Origin of the sequence: Bombilactobacillus mellis (genome assembly GCF_000967245.1) — a bacterium.
Lineage (GTDB): Bacteria > Bacillota > Bacilli > Lactobacillales > Lactobacillaceae > Bombilactobacillus > Bombilactobacillus mellis.
Window position 1 is genome coordinate 588,618 of sequence record NZ_KQ033877.1, and the last position, 17,470, is coordinate 606,087.

19 protein-coding genes, 1 tRNA gene and 1 pseudogene are annotated in these 17,470 nt (G+C 30.5%); 13 read left to right on the forward strand and 8 right to left on the reverse strand.

The window, feature by feature from the left end; translation table 11 throughout:
• Window positions 1–329 precede the first annotated feature (329 nt).
• Genes JG29_RS02865 through JG29_RS02875 form a run of 3 tightly spaced genes read right to left on the reverse strand, consistent with a single transcriptional unit; the run spans window position 330 to window position 2,440 of the window.
• A complete protein-coding gene (locus JG29_RS02865; protein ID WP_045922398.1) occupies window positions 330–1,121 on the reverse strand; it encodes a hypothetical protein in 792 nt (263 codons plus the stop codon).
• Complete coding sequence (locus JG29_RS02870; RefSeq protein ID WP_045922399.1) at window positions 1,108–1,521, reverse strand: hypothetical protein; 414 nt, start codon at window positions 1,519–1,521, stop codon at window positions 1,108–1,110. Before JG29_RS02870 ends, JG29_RS02865 begins: the two co-directional genes overlap by 14 nt.
• Window positions 1,511–2,440, reverse strand: coding sequence for a ParA family protein (locus JG29_RS02875; protein ID WP_052696286.1), 930 nt, complete (start codon window positions 2,438–2,440; stop codon window positions 1,511–1,513). The genes JG29_RS02870 and JG29_RS02875 overlap by 11 nt, the downstream gene beginning before the upstream one ends.
• Window positions 2,441–3,132: 692 nt before the next feature.
• Between JG29_RS02875 and JG29_RS02885 the strand changes: the two genes are divergently transcribed.
• The 9 genes from JG29_RS02885 to JG29_RS02925 all read left to right on the forward strand — a co-directional run bounded on the left by JG29_RS02885 (window position 3,133) and on the right by JG29_RS02925 (window position 11,883).
• Window positions 3,133–3,321, forward strand: a complete 189-nt coding sequence (locus JG29_RS02885) for a hypothetical protein (RefSeq protein WP_045922401.1) — start codon at window positions 3,133–3,135, stop codon at window positions 3,319–3,321.
• Window positions 3,318–4,277 carry an ABC transporter ATP-binding protein gene (locus JG29_RS02890; protein ID WP_045922402.1) on the forward strand — a complete coding sequence of 320 codons (960 nt, stop codon included), beginning with the start codon at window positions 3,318–3,320 and terminating at the stop codon, window positions 4,275–4,277. The genes JG29_RS02885 and JG29_RS02890 overlap by 4 nt, the downstream gene beginning before the upstream one ends.
• Window positions 4,261–5,151: an ABC transporter permease gene (locus JG29_RS02895; protein WP_045922403.1), complete on the forward strand. Its 891-nt coding sequence runs from the start codon at window positions 4,261–4,263 to the stop codon at window positions 5,149–5,151. The genes JG29_RS02890 and JG29_RS02895 overlap by 17 nt, the downstream gene beginning before the upstream one ends.
• Window positions 5,138–5,386, forward strand: a complete 249-nt coding sequence (locus JG29_RS02900; protein ID WP_045922404.1) for a hypothetical protein — start codon at window positions 5,138–5,140, stop codon at window positions 5,384–5,386. Before JG29_RS02895 ends, JG29_RS02900 begins: the two co-directional genes overlap by 14 nt.
• A 415-nt stretch (window positions 5,387–5,801) precedes the next feature.
• Window positions 5,802–6,116, forward strand: a complete 315-nt coding sequence (locus JG29_RS02905; RefSeq protein WP_045922405.1) for a DMT family transporter — start codon at window positions 5,802–5,804, stop codon at window positions 6,114–6,116.
• Between the two features lie 225 nt (window positions 6,117–6,341).
• Window positions 6,342–6,554: a hypothetical protein gene (locus tag JG29_RS02910; RefSeq protein WP_045922406.1), complete on the forward strand. Its 213-nt coding sequence runs from the start codon at window positions 6,342–6,344 to the stop codon at window positions 6,552–6,554.
• A gap of 44 nt (window positions 6,555–6,598) precedes the next feature.
• Window positions 6,599–7,294 carry a CPBP family intramembrane glutamic endopeptidase gene (locus JG29_RS08560; RefSeq protein WP_052696287.1) on the forward strand — a complete coding sequence of 232 codons (696 nt, stop codon included), beginning with the start codon at window positions 6,599–6,601 and terminating at the stop codon, window positions 7,292–7,294.
• A 1,401-nt stretch (window positions 7,295–8,695) separates the two neighbouring features.
• A complete protein-coding gene (locus JG29_RS02920) occupies window positions 8,696–9,955 on the forward strand; it encodes a BspA family leucine-rich repeat surface protein (RefSeq protein ID WP_045922407.1) in 1,260 nt (419 codons plus the stop codon).
• A gap of 572 nt (window positions 9,956–10,527) precedes the next feature.
• Window positions 10,528–11,883 carry an FAD-dependent oxidoreductase gene (locus JG29_RS02925; RefSeq protein ID WP_045922408.1) on the forward strand — a complete coding sequence of 452 codons (1,356 nt, stop codon included), beginning with the start codon at window positions 10,528–10,530 and terminating at the stop codon, window positions 11,881–11,883.
• Window positions 11,884–11,936: 53 nt separating this feature from the next.
• Here the strand turns inward: JG29_RS02925 and JG29_RS08660 are convergent, their stop codons facing one another.
• Window positions 11,937–12,782 carry a YitT family protein gene (locus JG29_RS08660; RefSeq protein ID WP_045922723.1) on the reverse strand — a complete coding sequence of 282 codons (846 nt, stop codon included), beginning with the start codon at window positions 12,780–12,782 and terminating at the stop codon, window positions 11,937–11,939.
• 78 nt (window positions 12,783–12,860) lie between these two features.
• On the opposite strand from JG29_RS08660, the gene JG29_RS02935 reads away from it, so the two are divergent.
• A tRNA-Gly gene (locus JG29_RS02935) sits at window positions 12,861–12,931 on the forward strand.
• A gap of 289 nt (window positions 12,932–13,220) precedes the next feature.
• On the opposite strand, the gene JG29_RS08565 is transcribed toward JG29_RS02935, so the two are convergent.
• Both JG29_RS08565 and JG29_RS02945 read right to left on the reverse strand, forming a co-directional pair.
• The gene (locus JG29_RS08565; RefSeq protein WP_052696288.1) at window positions 13,221–13,424 is read right to left on the reverse strand and encodes a hypothetical protein; all 204 of its coding nucleotides are present in this window, start codon (window positions 13,422–13,424) and stop codon (window positions 13,221–13,223) included.
• A 343-nt stretch (window positions 13,425–13,767) separates the two neighbouring features.
• Window positions 13,768–14,145: a DUF2513 domain-containing protein gene (locus tag JG29_RS02945; RefSeq protein ID WP_045922409.1), complete on the reverse strand. Its 378-nt coding sequence runs from the start codon at window positions 14,143–14,145 to the stop codon at window positions 13,768–13,770.
• Between the two features lie 175 nt (window positions 14,146–14,320).
• Here JG29_RS02945 and JG29_RS02950 point away from each other — a divergent pair, with 175 nt between their 5' ends.
• Both JG29_RS02950 and JG29_RS02955 read left to right on the forward strand, forming a co-directional pair.
• Window positions 14,321–15,079 carry a TVP38/TMEM64 family protein gene (locus tag JG29_RS02950; RefSeq protein WP_045922410.1) on the forward strand — a complete coding sequence of 253 codons (759 nt, stop codon included), beginning with the start codon at window positions 14,321–14,323 and terminating at the stop codon, window positions 15,077–15,079.
• Between the two features lie 45 nt (window positions 15,080–15,124).
• Window positions 15,125–15,322 (forward strand): hypothetical protein, encoded by a 198-nt coding sequence (locus JG29_RS02955; protein WP_045922411.1) that lies wholly within the window; start codon window positions 15,125–15,127, stop codon window positions 15,320–15,322.
• Window positions 15,323–15,712: 390 nt separating this feature from the next.
• On the opposite strand, the gene JG29_RS02960 is transcribed toward JG29_RS02955, so the two are convergent.
• Both JG29_RS02960 and JG29_RS02965 read right to left on the reverse strand, forming a co-directional pair.
• Complete coding sequence (locus tag JG29_RS02960) at window positions 15,713–16,129, reverse strand: type II toxin-antitoxin system HicB family antitoxin (RefSeq protein ID WP_045922412.1); 417 nt, start codon at window positions 16,127–16,129, stop codon at window positions 15,713–15,715.
• A gap of 30 nt (window positions 16,130–16,159) precedes the next feature.
• A complete protein-coding gene (locus JG29_RS02965; protein WP_045922413.1) occupies window positions 16,160–16,333 on the reverse strand; it encodes a type II toxin-antitoxin system HicA family toxin in 174 nt (57 codons plus the stop codon).
• Between the two features lie 370 nt (window positions 16,334–16,703).
• Between JG29_RS02965 and JG29_RS02970 the strand changes: the two are divergent.
• Window positions 16,704–17,139: pseudogene (locus tag JG29_RS02970) on the forward strand (terminase TerL endonuclease subunit); the annotation flags it as partial.
• Between the last annotated feature and the right edge of the window lie 331 nt (window positions 17,140–17,470).

Below are 17,470 nucleotides of genomic sequence, written 5' to 3' on the forward strand. Positions count from 1 at the left end.
TCCAGCTATTTGACTGCTGATAACTTATATCATAAATATATTAAAAAAATATGTTAAAATATAATCTATGCTATTTATTGGAATCCTGGCCTATCAATAAAACAAAATAAATGACAAAAGTATAATTTGTACTTTTGTTATTTATTATACCTTTAAGTTTCTGAATCATTTTTCAATTTCTTCTTTTAAACTAAACTTTTCTTTGTATCAGCATCTAGTTTTGCTTCAATGTAAGAATCATCTAATGTATCTACAAATTTATTAGATGTTGGGTCTATTTTAATAAGCTTTTTAAGGGAGTATTTGAAGATTATAGCACTTATATAATACTAATTATCATTGGGATAAATTAATAATGGCTCAAAAGAACAGATCTCTTTGAGCATATCAATATAAATATTAACTTTGTAAGGTGAAAAATGACTGGAATGACTGGTAGGTATAAAGTGAGAAACTATAAACATCCATTTCAAAACGATCTTACAAGACTCGCTAATGTTTTCTAAAAATTGATATGACTCTGATATGTTATTTGTAAAGCGATTGGAGCTAAAGATTGATTGAAGATCATCAGATAGGTTTTTATTTAGTGGTATTAACTTTCTTCCATGCAAAGTGTCAGATAAAAGCCAATAATGTTTTTTGGATGACTGCTGTAGTTCATTGAGCTTGCTTTTGGAATTATATCCAAGAGTTGAGCAACAGTATTTAGTCATTTGATCAATGCGTTGTGAAAAGCCTGCCCTTTTTGATTGATTTAATATATTCAAATGCTCATATAATAACCTAATATAAACATCTAAAAATAATCGTTGTTTAATTTTACAATTTACTTCATGATCCATTAAAGCGTCTATGATAGATTCTATTGCTTTAGTGCGGGCAAGAGTTAATACGTTTGAATCATTTTCCGTATTAAAAATATCAGCACTAAGGTCTTTAAGTATAAAAAGCAATGCATGAACTGAAGAAATTGGTTTTTTTAACTCAAAATTGTCATTGTAGTTCAATAAGTTACACTGTATTAGATCCAAAAAGTTTCCACGATCATCTGTTAATTGATTTACTAGTCCAAAATTTCTTAGTGAGCTGAAATTTTCATCCTTGTTATCTTGATCCATTTTTTCTATTTAGACCTTTCTTCATATCCTGCAATAATGTTGAATTATTAGATCTTTTGTGGCTTGCAGGGGATTCATAAGGCTTATCATTAAAAAAATTGTAGAAAGATTCAAACAATTTTTTTAATCTTGTTGAATCACTTTCATTAGAAATAAGACGATTTATCCGTGCACATAATAGTGTTCTTGAACTAAATAAATATGGTCTAAATCCATCGTTGCCATCTTTATCTTTGACTTGGAAAAAATCTTCAAAAATAGTGATTAATGGGTGTAAAGAATCATTTGAACTAAAAAGAGATCTGTCCAATATAATTTGAGTGCTAATGCCCATAAAGTAATATTTTCTAATTTCCATGCTCATGGATGAATCGAATAGAAACTTGATATCATAACTCATTCTTTTGAGCTCCCTCCGCTAATCTGTTTTGAATTTCATCCACTAGGTCATGGATCTTTTTTTTATGTTTAGGATGACGGGTTTCTATTGCTTCATCAAAATAAAGGGCTGACTTAGTTATAAGATATTCATAATTATAAAAAAGTGTATCAAAAGGTTTAACTTTTGAATCTACTAATTCTTCCATCGTATCAGTAAAGTAATTTTCGATATCAGTGCGAAATTTTTTCTGGTCACGAGCGATACCATCTTTCGCTTTATTTTTTTTCAAAAACATATAAACTACTCCAAGATTTTTAAGAGGTTTATTAACAGAGTTAACTTTATCTGAAAGTAGTTCGGCCAGAAGAGTAATACCAATTGTAGAAAATTCATCAAGTTTTGTTGGAATCAAGTAGTAATCAGATGTTGAAAGTGCTACTGAAGTTAGTTGTCCCCAAGTAGGAGGACAATCAATAAGAATATAATCATAATTATCTTTTAAGTTATTCTTCTTGATAAAAGATTTAAATTTGTCAGAAGCAGTGTCGTTTATATCAACTATTAATCCCATATCACCAGGAATGATGTCTAATACACCACCTTTATCATTACCTTTATTATTAGGACTTAGTGTATGTATGATAGAAGCTGCGGGAGTCTTAATAGTCGCTAATTGGGAATTTCCAATTCCACGGGACTGATTTGTAGATTGAAAAACACGGGCCAATGTTTTGCCTTGATCTCTAAGATTAAAATAGTTATCAAGGTTTTTTTCAAAAAATTTCATAAGGGTTTGTGTAGAATTAAATTGCGGATCTACATCTATAACTAATACGCGTTCATTTCTATTGAATAATTCAACAGAAATATTTGTTGTGATAGTTGTTTTCCCAACCCCGCCTTTCATATTTAAAATTGAAATAATTGTTGCAGTCATAAAAATCTCTCCTCGTAAATTAATCATTTTTAAGGCAACTATACTATTACTATCTTCTAATATAATTATACTCTATTAATTGTAGTTTGTTTTTGTTACCTTCAAAAATGTCACTAACTTTTATTAGGCTTATTTTTATGTACGCTCTCTTTCTTGTTATTTTTTAGAGGTATTAGAATTCTCAAGAAAATCACTTAATTTTTGAACATGTGCCGTTAATTCTTTGTTTTCTGCGCTAGTATTTTTCACTTTTTGCTACCTGTTTGTTAGTTCTTTTTTGGTAGTGACATTGCATAGTCTGTTTAAAGATCGTAAATTCTTCCCCCCTTTCGGAGATAAGCGAGGAGGTCTTGTCTTGCTTTATCTGATAATTCTTCATTACGTTATTGAATATTGAAAAGCTTTTGACGCTCATCTTGAAAATTTCCTTGATAAAAATTATTTGCGTCTTTTCTTTAGAATACGGGTAATATAAATGCAGATATTTTTATCAAATGATAAAATAATATCAAAATTTATTTTTATAAGTAAAGGTTATTTATATAGATTATTTTTAAGCATTATGCTATATCTAAATTATCATTTCCCGATTTAAAGGGTCATGTACATGAAGTACATGGTCTTTTTTGTATTGAATTTTTCTAATTTAGAATTACACTAAAATTATATTACATATTAAAGGAGAAAGGGCAATGTATCAAATAAGTAAGCGCCTAACTATGGCGGGAGCTTTTTTAGGCTTAGCTTGGAGATTCTTGTTAATACAACAGTCAACTAAGACAGTAAACACGTTACAGGCAGCTACACCAACAACGCAAAAGGTTATCAATCAAGATAATGATATGGTGGACAATGGAAGGGTTCTGGTGACTCAAAAATGAGAATAAAAGTTAGGAATGTTTCAAAAAAATTTTCTGGATCTTATGTCCTACATGATGTAAATCTGACTTTTGAAGGGGGTAAATTCTACGGCATCATTGGTCCTAATGGAGCCGGAAAATCAACATTAATTAACATAATGATTGGGAACATTTCGGCAGACGGTGGCAATTGTGATTGGATCCATGACGATGATAAACTCAGCAAATTAGAAATAAAAAATTCTCTGGGTGTTGTATTTCAGGAAAACCACTTAGACCCCCTTTTGTCAGTTTATGAAAATCTCATGTCCAGAGGGAAAATGTATGGCATGAGCAAAAAAAATATTAATGATAGGATTAATTTTTTAAATGATTATATTAATATTGAGGGCATTTTAAAACAGCGATATGCCGTTTTGTCCGGGGGCCAAAAACGTAAGTGTGAGGTCGTGAGATCGCTGCTACATGATCCGAAAGTTTTGATACTAGATGAGCCAACAACAGGTCTCGATCCGCAAACTAGGTCAGGAATGTGGCAAGCCATTTCCAGATTTCATAATGAAAATAACCTTACTGTGATTTTGGTGACCCACTATCTGGAAGAAATGTCAGATTGTGATCAAATTTCCGTCATTTTAAAGGGAAACGTTCTTTATACCGGAGATGTTGATCAATTTATAAAAGATCACTCTAAAACACAACTTTCAATAAAATTAAATGATCTTAGTGATGTTAAAACGGTTTTGAGTCGTCTGAATGGTAAGTATCAGTATAGCAAGGACTTGAAAAATGCCCGATTAACAGTGTCAATTCAAGAACCCTCAGAAATGATTGACCTTTTAACAGAGATTAAAAAAATAGCGAAAATAAATGATTTCCAAGTGTATCATGCTACCTTGGAAAGGGCTTATCTAAACTTACTAGACAATGAAGGCAGTAATATCGAAGGAGGAAAGACCGATGCTGGCATTAATTAAAAGAAATATGAAAGTCTTTGTAAGAGATCGAATGGCATTTTTTCTTTCGCTTTTATCGGTGCTCATTTTGCTGATTTTATATAAAGTCTTTTTAGGCCAAATGCAAATTGATGGTATCAAAGCAGCAATGAATGTCAAGAATGCACCATCAAATGTTGTGACAATGGTAAATTACTGGCTTATTGCGGGATTAGTAACAATTACTAGTATGTCGGCAACTCTAGGTGCATACGGAGTGTCCGTGGATGATCGACAACATCATAGAGTTGATGATTTTATGCTCACGCTCCTTAGTCCAATTAAAATTGAAATCAGTTATATGATTGCTGCGATATTGATTGGATCTTTAATTACTTTTATGTTATATGCGATATCGATTGTGGTACTTATTGGTGGAACTGGGTTATTAATAGGATGGACAACAACATTAAAAGTTATGTTGTTAATTATAGTTTCATCTACTCTTTCATTATTAATTGTCTATCCAATTATGTATTTAATTAGAACTAACTCCCAATTTGCATCATTTAGTACGATTATTGGAACTGCAATTGGGTTTTTAACAGGTGTTTATATTTCTATTGGCTCTGTTTCGACTTCTATTAAAAATATTATTACATGGTTTCCCTTAACACCGATAAATTCAGCAATTAAGCAACTCATTATGAAAAATTCTTTAAGTGAAGTATTCAAAAACGCACCTAATCAGATTCGAACCAATTATGAAATCGACTATGGAGTCTTGTTACGGTTTCCCAATGGCACACATTTTACAAATATGACTATTTTGGAGTATATGGGTATTTTAATTGCTGCTTTGATTGTTTTAGATGTGATTATCACCAAGTTGGTAAAAATAAATGGTCGGAGATAATCATAAACAGCAATCTGGAGCAATTATTGGTTGTTCGAGTTTCTTTCGATATGCCATTCGAAGTATAGCACCAGTTGAGCACGTCTATCGTGGCTTTTTATTGACTGATAGCAGTAACAGATCAGGTGCAACAATTGCCACTCTCTGTGAGATGATGGGTAAAACTAAGGAATCAGTTAAAATCCAGCAATTAATTTTTGGGAGTAAAGAAGTCAAAGGGTTTTATGAATACTAACTAGTTCAGAATTATATTTAGCGATTATCTTTTAAGGTCATGTACATGGCCTTTTTATTTTGTCTAAAATTAACAGATAATATAACTTATGTCAATCTCTACGTGGTAGGACAAAAAATGATTAAAAATACTGGATTTTTGCTTCAGACATATTACTTTGCTTGTAGAAAGAATAGGAAAGTTTAGCAATCAGAAGAAGGATGTTGATAATAAAAAGTAAAATCAATCATAGTTTTGGTAGACTTAACTGAATTATATTGATTTTTAAGTGGATAGAGTTCTTGAAATTTAGACATTAATAATTTATATTATAAGAAATAAAAATATAATGTGCGTCGCCGGACGCTAAAGCAATTACCAATTCTCTTAGGCCAACGTGAGAGTTGTTAATTGCTTTTTTTGAAGGGAGCTTTTTATGAGTTGGATTAGTCTATTGATTGCTGGCTTTTTTGAAGTTTTCTGGGCAACTACTATGAAATTAAGCCATGGTTTTAGTAAATTAAATTTCTCTATTTTGACAATTATCGGGATAACATTAAGTTTTATTTTTTTGGCACAAGCTACTAAACATTTGAATCTAAGCATTGCTTATCCAGTTTGGACAGGTATTGGAGCAGTGGGTTCAATTTTGATTGGTGTATTTATTTTTAAAGATCAATTATCAGTAACGACTATTATTTTCATTATCTTATTGGTAATTAGTATTATTGGTATTAAATTGACAAGCTAATATATATTAGTGTTTTATTATTACACTGAAACAAATCACATTCCCATAACTACATGAATTACTCTAGATATTTTAAAAATGGAAGGATAAGTTTTCCAATTAAGGATCCATATAAGTTGCTAAAGGGAATACGTGACGTTTATATATTAAAAATAAATGTTTAAAAATTAATAAAATGAATTAATATAGTACTATAAACAAAATAGAATTAAGGAGGATCAGAAAATGACAGATAAGGATGCTAAGCAAACAAAGGCACAATTTATTATCAAAATAATCATAGGCTGTATCTTTATTGCGTTTTGTGGATTAAATATTACTAAGCCTATATTTAATTTTACTAATATGCCAAGAATTTTATACAACACTGTATTTATTTTACTAATAGCATATACAGTTTACGACTTATACAAAATAATTAAGAAGAGAAAAAAATAAAAATTTTAATCACTTTCACCAATTTTTTAAAAGGTAGGAAAATAATGGCTTTTAAAAAGAGTGTAAATTTTGTTATCCAATTATTAGTTGCCTTAATATTATCTTTTATAATACAAATACCTTCATTATTTGAGCGCCCCTTAAATAATGAAACTATTAATAAAATAAATATAATTTCACACTTTTCTTTTTATATAATTTCCGTCGTTGTTATTTTTTTATTAACTTATATTAGTTATATAAAAATAAATGGCAAAAATATTTTAGAACCAAAGATTATAATATCAAATGTTAAATTTGTAATTATTATTGAAATAATAGCTATAGTTTTAGAAACTGTTATTTTATATATTGGTAATTATATATTTCATATAACTACTCCTTCCGGACCAGCAGATAACTTCTCTGACAAACTATTACATGTTCAAAGTCCTTTAATAATTATCTTAATATTACATTTAGTAATTGTTGGGCCCATCTTGGAAGAATTATTATTTCAAGGTATTATCCAAGGAGGAATTCTCAAGTCATTCAATGTGTATATTAATGTTTTTATAACTACATTATTATTCTTATTCGCACATGGACTTTCAATATTTTCTTTTAATGGATTATCTTCATTTATTCCCTTATTAAGCTTTGGTTTAATTTATTTAAAAACTAAAGATATTAAGATGTCTTGTTTGGGACATATGATAAATAATTTATTAGTTACATTGTTGCATATACTATATGATTAACTTTTTAAAAATTAAATAATACAGGATAATAAAAAGCCCCTTAAGTAGGGGCTTTTATAGATATATTAATTTATATTTATCAATAACAATCGGACGAAGCTATCAATCCAGCTAGTCGAGCCAAGAACACCAACAATCTGATAGAATACGCCCTTGTATAATTTTATCTTTTCAAATGAATATGTAGTATTGCAAATATAATCCTATCTTGAGCAATTGCTTATACTACCTGAAATATCATCTGAAGCATCAACCTGGGCGCCTCTTTTTGTTGTTGCTTGGCTGCTAACATTATAATTAACAATTGCAATTAATTTTACTGTTTGGATCGCTGCTACTGGCTTATAAACAACGATCGTATCTCTGGCTGTTTAAGTAATTATGGTTGTTGCAATTGGTAATAATGCTAGATTCACAATTGCTGTAGATAAAAATTGTAACTTCATTTTCTCCCTCAAATAATATGGTTTTTACTGGCTTCCTAATAGATTAGAATTATAAAAAGGTTGATAAATAATTCCATATAACACAAAATTATTATCAAATCTATAAGGTAAAAAGTTGTAATTAAAGTTATAGAAATAATAATTAATTTATAATAGCAATCACTGGGCAACTATTCTCTTCATAATCAAAAAGTTAAGCATTTATGCTAATTGTTGCTTGACTACTAATATATAAATAACAATATACTGGATACTTTTTTGACCGTTTATGTCATTGATACTGGCTTCTCAATGATTGCGGTAGTAAGCTTTAGGTAACTGCGATTATTGCGAACGGTAACAATGTTAGTTCCACAATTTTTGTTGGTAAAATCTTTAACTTCATTTTTTTCTACCTCCAATAATTATATTTTTTAGAAACCGACTTCATGATAAATTAAACTTGAAAAAAATTCAATTAATACGAAATTACGTTGCAAATCTTATACAAAAAATTAGGCCATACCTATAGTATTTAAATGTTTCTTTATTTATAACTTGTTTTAATTCTTAGAAGTTGTGCCAAAATTTGATAACATATAAGATTTGTTATAAGCGTCTAAATACGGGTATTTAAACAGGATAATTACACAAAAAATCATGTCTAGGTAATAAGTGGTTATGCTGTTGTCCAACTGTTCAAAAAAGAGGATTATCTCTAATGCTTTGTGGCTTATTTTAATAAGAGCATCTCCATTCCTTTATTATTTGTCAAACAAACAAAAAATAAATGAAAGTCGATAAGTTTTCAATCGTATTATTAAAGCAGTTAGTTTATTTTTAATTATTATTCGATATTTAATTTATTGTTTACTGAGTTGGAAGGACATGTACATGAAGTACAGGTCTTTTTTGTTGAAATTTTGGGGTTTGAAATTACACTAAAGTTGTATCACATTTAAGGGGGGGAAGGACAATGTATCAAAGAAGTAAATATGTAAATATTGTAGGATCCTTTATAGGATTGGCTTTTGGCTTCTTGCTAATGCAACAGCCAATAAATGCTGTAACCACGTCGCAGACGGATACAACAACACAAGCAGTTAAAGCAGATTCTAATGTTCTTGACCAGGGCGTTGATGGCACTTGTAAATGGGATGTATTTAAAGACGGTGACGAGGGAGTATTAACTATTCATGCTGGTCAACTTGATCCTGGAGCTATATTTAATAACATAAAGTATCCTTTTAATACGGAAATCACTAAGTTAGTAATTGATCCCAGTGTGATAGCACCCAAAAACTCTTCTAGTCTATTTGGCAATTTTAATCGAGTCAAAGAATTTGTTGGTCTTTCTAATCTTGATACTTCTCAAGTAACTAATATGCATCAAATGTTTGACGTTTGTGGAGTAAAAGAACTAGATCTAAGCGGTTGGGATACTTCTAATGTTACTGATATGGGGGCAATGTTTCTGAATTGTTATAACTTAGAAAAAGTCAATTTAAGTAGTTTTGATACAAAAAAAGTAGAAAATTTCACTGCTATGTTTCTAACAGATTATAAATTAAGGAATCTTGATTTAAGCAATTTTGTAACACCTCATCTTAAAGATGCTAAACTGATGTTTGAAGGAATGTATCTCAATAATATCGATATTAGGAACTTTGATAATACTCATATAAATGATGAGAACTTCTTATATAATGCATTTTTAGGAACTCGTGGTATTAACAAATTAACTGTAGGGCCTAATATCAAGAATACTTCTTTTCCAAGATTCTTACTTAATAATCCTATCTTTAATGTAAACGGAAATGCGATGGTAGCGACAAATAACACATGGATAGCTACAAGTGGTTCAGATAAAGGAATCCTCAAAACTTCTGATGAAATGAAAAATGTAACTAGAACTGAACCCATTACTTATACTCCCGAACTGAAGCCCTTAATAAATATGAGTACTGAATATAAAACTGTAACAAGAACTATAAATATTCATTTACCATATGATCAAGGTATAAATTCAATTGTTCAAAAGGCTACCATTCATAGACGAGTGACTGTTAATAGTGACGGAACTAAAACTTATAGTGAATGGACAAAAGATTATTGGGACGAATATAATGCTTTAGCAATAAACAATGGTGATTTACCAAGGCCATCCAAGGTAGATAAGCAAATCGTGGACGGTAATACTCAAGATCAAACCGTAGATATTTACTATAATAATTAATTAAAAAACTCCTCATTAAGTGAAAAAAAGCAATTATTCAAAGTAACAGCTTTTTTACTGCAGCCATGCTATTTAGTGCGTGGCTTTTTTGTATTTAATTTTTTCAATTTAGAATTAGACTAAAGTTGTATTACATTGAATCCAAGACAAGAGATATAAAGTAAGGAAAACAAAAATAATATACGCACATCCTTATATAAAAAGTTTTGATTATACAATACTTAAGAAGATTATGTAGTTATAGATTTATATAACGATAAATTTGATCCAACATGTTCTACTGGTGTGGAACCTTCTGATAAAATTATTGTTACAACAACTTTCAGTTGATTATCTATACTAATAGTTATTATAGGCGCATATAAGAATTAGATTTTTAATTTTTAATACAATAAATATTATAAAAAATGAGGTAAGTGATTTTTGGGTACCTTTAATAATTAGATGAGAAATCTTTACAAGCTGTTGTAACCACAAATTGTTTGACTAAATTTTTATCTGCAAATCGCCTATTGTATTTCTATATTAGAATGATTATAATGTAGTTGCAGAAAAAAGGAGGATCATATTTTATGAAAGTTATTGTAGTTGGTTCATCACATGGTGGTTTTGAAGCTGTTCAAGAGCTCTTACAAGATTATCCTGATGCCGAAATTCAATGGTACGAAAAGGGCGATTTCATTTCGTTTCTTTCTTGTGGGATGCAGCTCTATCTCGAAGGTGTCGTAAAAGATGTTAATACGGTTCGCTATGCTACCAAAGAAGGAATGGAGAAAAAGGGAGTTCATGTTTTTGTGCAACAAGATGTAACTGCCATTGATCCAGCACAACATCAAGTAACTGTGCACAATTTGGTTGATGATTCTACCAGAACTGAAACCTATGACAAATTAATTATTAGTACAGGAGCAGTTCCAATCGAATTAAATGTCGCTGGAAAAGATTTAGATAATATTTATTTTATGCGTGGCCGAGATTGGGCAATGAAGTTAAAGCGGGCCAGTGTAGAGCCGCTGATTAAAAATGTAGTCGTTGTCGGATCTGGTTATATTGGGATTGAAGCTGCTGAAGCTTTTGCTAAGGCAGGCAAAAAAGTCACTGTGATTGATGTTTTGCCACGAATTTTGGGTACTTATTTGGATTCAGAGTTTACAGATGTGCTGGCTGATGAACTAGAAAACAATAATGTAACTTTGGCTTTAGGAGAGCGTGTGCAAAAATTTGTAGGTGAGAATGGTAAAGTTACTCAAGTAGAAACTGATAAAAATACTTACGCAGCAGATTTAGTAATTGAAGCTGTAGGAGTTAAACCCAATACAGAGTGGTTGGCAGATACTTTACAATTAAATCCTGATAAAACTATTAAAACTGATGAATACCAGCAAACCAGTCAACCTGATATTTTTGCTGTTGGAGATGCCACCTTGGTTAAATTTGCACCAACAGGAAAAACTGCAAAGATTGCTTTGGCAACGAATAGCCGTCGTCAGGGACGTTACGCAGTTAAAAATTTGAATAAAGCTACTCAGCCAACGCCAGCAGTTTCCGGTTCTTCTGCACTGTCAGTTTTTAGCTATCATTTTGCTTCAACCGGTATTAAAGATGCTACTGCTGAAAATTATCAAACTAAAGTGGCTTCAGTTTATCTGGAAGATACTTATCGTCCCGCTTTTGTTCCAGCAGAGCAAAACGCCAAGGTTCAATTCAAATTAACCTATGCTCCTGAGGATGGTCGCATTTTAGGAGCTCAGATTATGTCAACCGCAGATGTTACAGCTGATATTAATACGATTTCATTAGCAATTCAGCAACATTTGACAGTTAATGATTTAGCCTATGCTGATTTCTTCTTCCAGCCTGGTTATGATCGTCCTTGGAATGTGATTAACGTCGCTGCTCAAAAAGCACAAAGACAGTTATTAAATTAATATTAGTAAATAAAAAAGTGATCCCCAGCAAAAAGGGATCACTTTTTTTGATTTTAAAAACTGCCATTGTGAACTTCAGCGATACTATCAGTTAAAATAAATGCATTTTGATCGATATCATAAATGATATCTAAAATAGAACCATAACTTTGGGTATCTGCTACAAGCATCAGCATTTCTTTTGGTTGATTAGAATGGCCACCGCGAACGTCAAAAACCGTACTGCCAATTGCCATTTGAGCAGTGAGTTTAGCTTTAATTTCTTCTAGTTTGTTTTCACTCATAATGTAAACGACTAATTTTTTATCGAGACCGGTTTGGACGTAGTTTAAAACGATAGTTGAAATGCCGACTGAGAGAATTGCTAAAAAGAATTGTTCCCAACCCGAAACCAAAATATTTCCTAAACACACAATGCCATCGATCACAAATAAACTATTAGCATTCCGAATATGGAAGTATTTATTAAGAATCATCGGTGGAACTGTAGTCCCACCTGCAGAAGATCCCATGCGATAGATAATAGACAGCCCTAGGCCAAAAAGAATACTTCCGATAATATCCGATAATAGGGCATCCTGAATAACTTGAGTGTTGGGAGTAACAGCTAAAAAGATGGGCAAAACAATGCTGCCAAAGGTAATTTTGGCAGCTTGGGCTTTGTCCAAAAATATCATAGTCAAAATCCACATAAAAATATTAAATACTAGTAGGGTAAGTGGCATTTGAACATTTAACAATTCTTTAACTAAAATAGCAATACCAGTAGCCCCGCCAGCTGCGATTTTATGTGGAGCAAAAAACATCGAGACACTGACGGCTATTAATTCTAATCCTACTAAAATACTGAGAAAACGTCCGGCTTTTTTTAAGTATAGGCTTTTTCTTATTTTTAACATAACAGTAATATTATTACAAAAAAAATAAAAAAATTCAGCAAAAATGCTTATTTTTGTGTATAATAGTATTTGTGTTTTGCGGATGTAGTTTAGTGGTAAAACTTCAGCTTCCCAAGCTGGCGTCGCGAGTTCGATTCTCGTCATCCGCTTTTTGTTATGTTGAGGATGTTTTATGTTGATTGGTAGAGGTGGGTGTTTGCTAATATAATGGGATTTTTGGTCTTATAAGGTATATCAATTTGTGCCAAACTAAAAAATTGGTCTAAAATTATAAAAAAAAACGATGGATATTTTCAAAGATTATCGAGAATTTCCATCGCTTTTTCATTTTCTTTATCACGTCGATCTTTTAACAAATGAGAGTAAACACGGGGAGTAGTTTGAATCGAAGAATGATCCAATCTCTCTGATATATAATCAATACCAACTTTTTTGCTATCAAAATGGATGCATGAGTGTGTCTAAGACCGTGGAATGTATATTATTAGCATCAATTTGTTTCAGCATATGAGCAAAGGGCTTATTAGTGCCGTTGTTCGAATTAATGGTAAAGATATTATTCCGAAAAACTAAGTTTAAGGGGTCACGATAACCATGTTTAAAAAAGAATTCATTCTGTTCTTGTCTCAGTTGCTGGAACATTGAATTAACTCATTATTAATACTAATTGTATGTACAGATGAATCTGTCTTGGTCAGTTCAAAGCCACTATTCTTTATATAGTCCCAAGATTTTTCAATAGATATTCTTTTAGTTTTGAGATTAATATTGTCCCGTGTTAGACCAGTAACTTCGCTGTATCGACATCCTGTTAATAAACCGGTTAGAATCATGTATTGACGAATATTATTAAAACAAGCTTCGTCTATACAGATCTGTTTCAGTTCTTCAGACACGTTTAATTCTAAAAACTTCAAATCTCCTGATTTAGATTTCAGTCCTCCTGAGAAGTAAAAAGCTTTTAAATTATTCAAATATCTAAAATCTATAAACCGAGACTATTTTTTACGCAGGCTTTGGCTGCATCCTTTATAACATCAAATGAAATACTTAATCCTTTTTCAGAAATCAATTTTTTGATGTTATTCCATGTGGATTTATTCTTAATAGAATTTAGGTATTCATTTCCTTCCCATGTTAGATTACCTGGCATAACTCTTTTTGGTTTATTACTTGCATATTCTACCTCGTGATTTGTAAAACCGGCTTCAAATAGTTTATTGACGGTAAAAGCAAGTTGATTAATTGGAATATTTTTACTTTTGGAAAATTCAATGGTTTCTTTATTTGTGGGGCCAAATTTATGCTTACTTTCAGCGCAAAAGATTAATAAATCTCTCACAAAATCATAATCAAGTTCCATATCTATCACCTCCTTTAAGGTGATTATAGCAAATTACTTGAAATTAAAGGAGGCAAGATATATGGATGAATTCATGGACAAAACAGAAGCCTGCCTTGGACAAGCTGGCTTTTTTGTTTCCTCAATAATATTATGTTACTGAGGTGAATTATTGAGGAAATCATGGAAGAATTTATTGAAATTTTTAAAAAAGTATTGGTACATTGGTGTATTAATTGTCTTTATTATACCTTTAATTCTTAATTTATTAATGTCAGTTGGTGATTTTGGTGTTGGCAGTAATGACGGCTGGTTAGGATTTTGGGGCGGTTATTTAGGATCTATTTTGTCAGGTGTTGTAGCTTATGGTATTGCTAGGTATCAGATGTCACAGGAAAAAGAAAAAGAATATAAGAATAGAATTTATGACTTATTGCCATATTTTAATTTAGATGGTGGTTGGAATAGTATAGAGAATGAAATTCAGTATTCTATTAACTTATTTGTTTCTACAAAAGAAAATAATTTACCTATTTTGAAAACTCAATTAATAGCTTACTTTATTATAGAGAAAGAATCTAATAAAGCATCCAATGATAAAAAACATAAGTATATTTATATAGAGAATATTGGACATGTTTTTCCAAACAAAAAAATTATAGATATGAAAATATCTAGAGAAGTGAATGAAGCATTCTATAAACAATGGGATAATCATGATGATCTAATTTTAGATAGACTTGATATTAAATGCTACACAGTTGACGAGACAGAGGTATTTTTTACATATGGAGATGGTATAAGTGGTGCACATTCATATTTGAAAGATAATGAATACTATTTATATGTAAAAGATGAAAAATTTGATCAAGAAAAATTCGATAACAGAAAAAATGAATTTGATAAAATAAAAAATTATAAAGAAAAAGGATACACTTATATAAGGCACGATTAATATTATTTAATATCTAAAAAGTTAGGTAATTGTTGAGATGGTTTAATGGAATGGGGTAGCATAGCGGACAGGGCAAGTGCAATAGCAGCATTTTTAGTTGTTGTTTCTCTACGTTTTTCTTCTAAGCAAAATAGGCAGCGATTAAAACTAGTATGTAAGAACGCAAGAGCTAAAGCGATTTGGACTGATGATATTGAAATAGATATAAGTAACTTTAGCAATTTGAATCTTAATATTGAATAAATAGGAATAACAAACAGCTATTTTAAATTAAGTCAAAGTGATGAGGAATATTATATTAATTCTAATTATTGTGAGGACAAAGATAGCATTCCTTGCTATATATCATCGAGAAGCTCTGCAAGTATTTTGATAATTAAAATAATCGTGTATGAATCTTTCAATGGAGAGTTTCCAAATCAAGTACAGAAATTAGTTCTTTTTTGTAGAGATAATTTAGACAGAGTATATTTTTTGAAAAAGTTTACTATGAACGATTTCAAATCTTAAACAACAAGATGAAGCACTCATTCGAGTGCTTTTTTGTACCCAAAGTTAAGGAGGCGGTCCAATATAATATGTGAATTTGCGAAAGCTATGAGAAAGCAATATAAAAGCCACGTATATTAGTGGCTAAATGTTTAATTTTTCTCGTAGCGTATTTGTTAATGCCTCACTAAAGTTAATACCTTTTTCTTGGCCCAATTCGTTTAAATAGCTAGGAATTGTAACAGTCTTTTTGACAGTACGATTATCAATTGTTGCACGATATTTATTAACATTAATATCAATATAGGTGACTATATCGTCTTTACTATCTGCCTGGACATTGCGGGAGGCTTTGGGAACATCCAAACCTTCATCTTGTCGGGCTATAATTTCATCTCCAATTGCACATCTAGCCATTTTAATTACATCTTCAAGTGATTGACCAGTAGTATCACTATCCAAGTCAACTATATGTGCAAAATATGGGTATTCTGTTTCATTACTATCATAGCTAATAATTACAGGGTATGCATCAACAACATTTTGAAATTTTTTTTTCATAATGAACTCCTTTCGTTCCATAAAAAGGGGTTATTTTAACCCATTTCTTTTTAGGATAGCTTTAGCAAGTCTTTCAGGTATTTCTCGGTGTCTTTCGATTGGTTCAGTTTTATTACCTTTTCGATAAACATCGTGATTAGCTCCGTTACGAACTAATTTCCAACCATCGGCTTCTAAAGCTTTAATAAGTAATCGACGTTTCATACTTACCTCCCAATAAATATAAGTATACCATATTACACGTATAAAATAATAGAAAAAGACATATTTATGATAATAATTTTTTAAAAATAGAGGTAGTAAAAGATGAGTGATAAAGAAGCAAAGAAAATATTAAGAGTATATGTTACTAAGTAATGTTAAAGACAAACTATTTAAAATAGTTGTTGGCGGTAAAGTCATTTAAAAAGATTTGGATTTTGTAATAGTAGATCTACTTTATAACTCAGTAGTTAGGTATATAAAAATTAATAATCGCAAGATTAACAAAAAGAATTTTGATAAAGCGTTGTGTGAATATCAGAGGGCTGTCAAGGTTAATATTAATATGCTTTATAATTTGAAACATTAAACAGAAGGATTAATTAATGAAGAACAAGTTTATCAATGGCTATTGAATTATATAGACATGCATAATTTGGAAGTTATCTTTTTCAGATATGATGCTTGGGGTGCTACACCAACAATTAAACAATTAGAACTAAATACTGGTTGGCCATTAGAACCAATTCGACAATGTACTAGTGAGTTAAAAGCCCCAACTAAATTCTTGCAAAAGATATTTGTTGAAGAAACAGTTACTAGACTTGATGACAAAATTATGGAAAAGGTATTGTTAAATGCAGAATATTCTAAGATAAAATTGGCATTCAAGTTGATAAGACTAAAGCCACTTTAAAAATTGATGTGGTGGATGCAATTAAGAAATGTATCATTTTGAAGATTTTGCTGACGTTAATGATCCTGACAAACAAATTTACAGAATGACAGAAAAACAGGTTTTGGATTGATTCAATGATCCTAAATCAGGAATGATGAGTGGTGAGGACGATGATATTTAAAAAACTGCTTATTATTGGTATAAATATTAAAAATATACAAACAAATATTGGCCATAATGCCAATGCATTAAAATGAGCTTGAATAATAATGAAAATAACCATGAATGAAGTAATTATGATTAAACTTGAACAAAGTAATTTTTAATGGATTTTGAACAAATATTTTTCTTATTGAGTAAGTAGTATAATAGTGTTTTATTATTCATGTATAATTATGCATTTCTTTAATAAAATAAACATATTTCTTAAATATAGGTTTATAGAATTTATATTTGATAAG